The following is a 308-nucleotide window of genomic DNA, read 5'->3' as shown; positions in this document are numbered from 1 at the left end:
CACGACTCGGTGGTGTTTGAGGAGCTGGTCGACGCCTTGCCGCACATCTGCGGAAAACCAGGGCGTCCGCGACGCTGGCCCGGCAAGCTGCATGCCGACAAGGCCGACGACATCCAACGGTGTCGCACCTTCCTCAAACAGCGCGGCATCCGTGCGCGGATTGCACGCAAGGGGATCGAGCGCAACGACCGCCTGGGCCGTCATCGCTGGGTCGTCGAACGCACCCATGCCTGGTTCGCAGGCATGGGGAAGCTGCGCATCCGCTTCGAACGCCGCATCGATCTCCACCTGGCGTTGCTCTCGCTTGC

At 65.6% G+C, this 308-nt stretch carries 1 protein-coding gene; it reads left to right on the top strand.

Features of this window, described 5'->3' with window-relative positions; all coding sequences use genetic code 11:
- A partial coding sequence (locus XdyCFBP7245_RS23575) for a transposase (RefSeq protein ID WP_146091751.1) occupies positions 1-308 on the top strand: 308 nt, incomplete at both ends.

It is taken from the genome of Xanthomonas dyei, assembly GCF_002939865.1.
Taxonomy (GTDB): Bacteria; Pseudomonadota; Gammaproteobacteria; order Xanthomonadales; family Xanthomonadaceae; genus Xanthomonas; species Xanthomonas dyei.
Note: the sequence above shows the minus strand (reverse complement) of the source record. Positions and strands in the feature narration are given on the sequence as shown.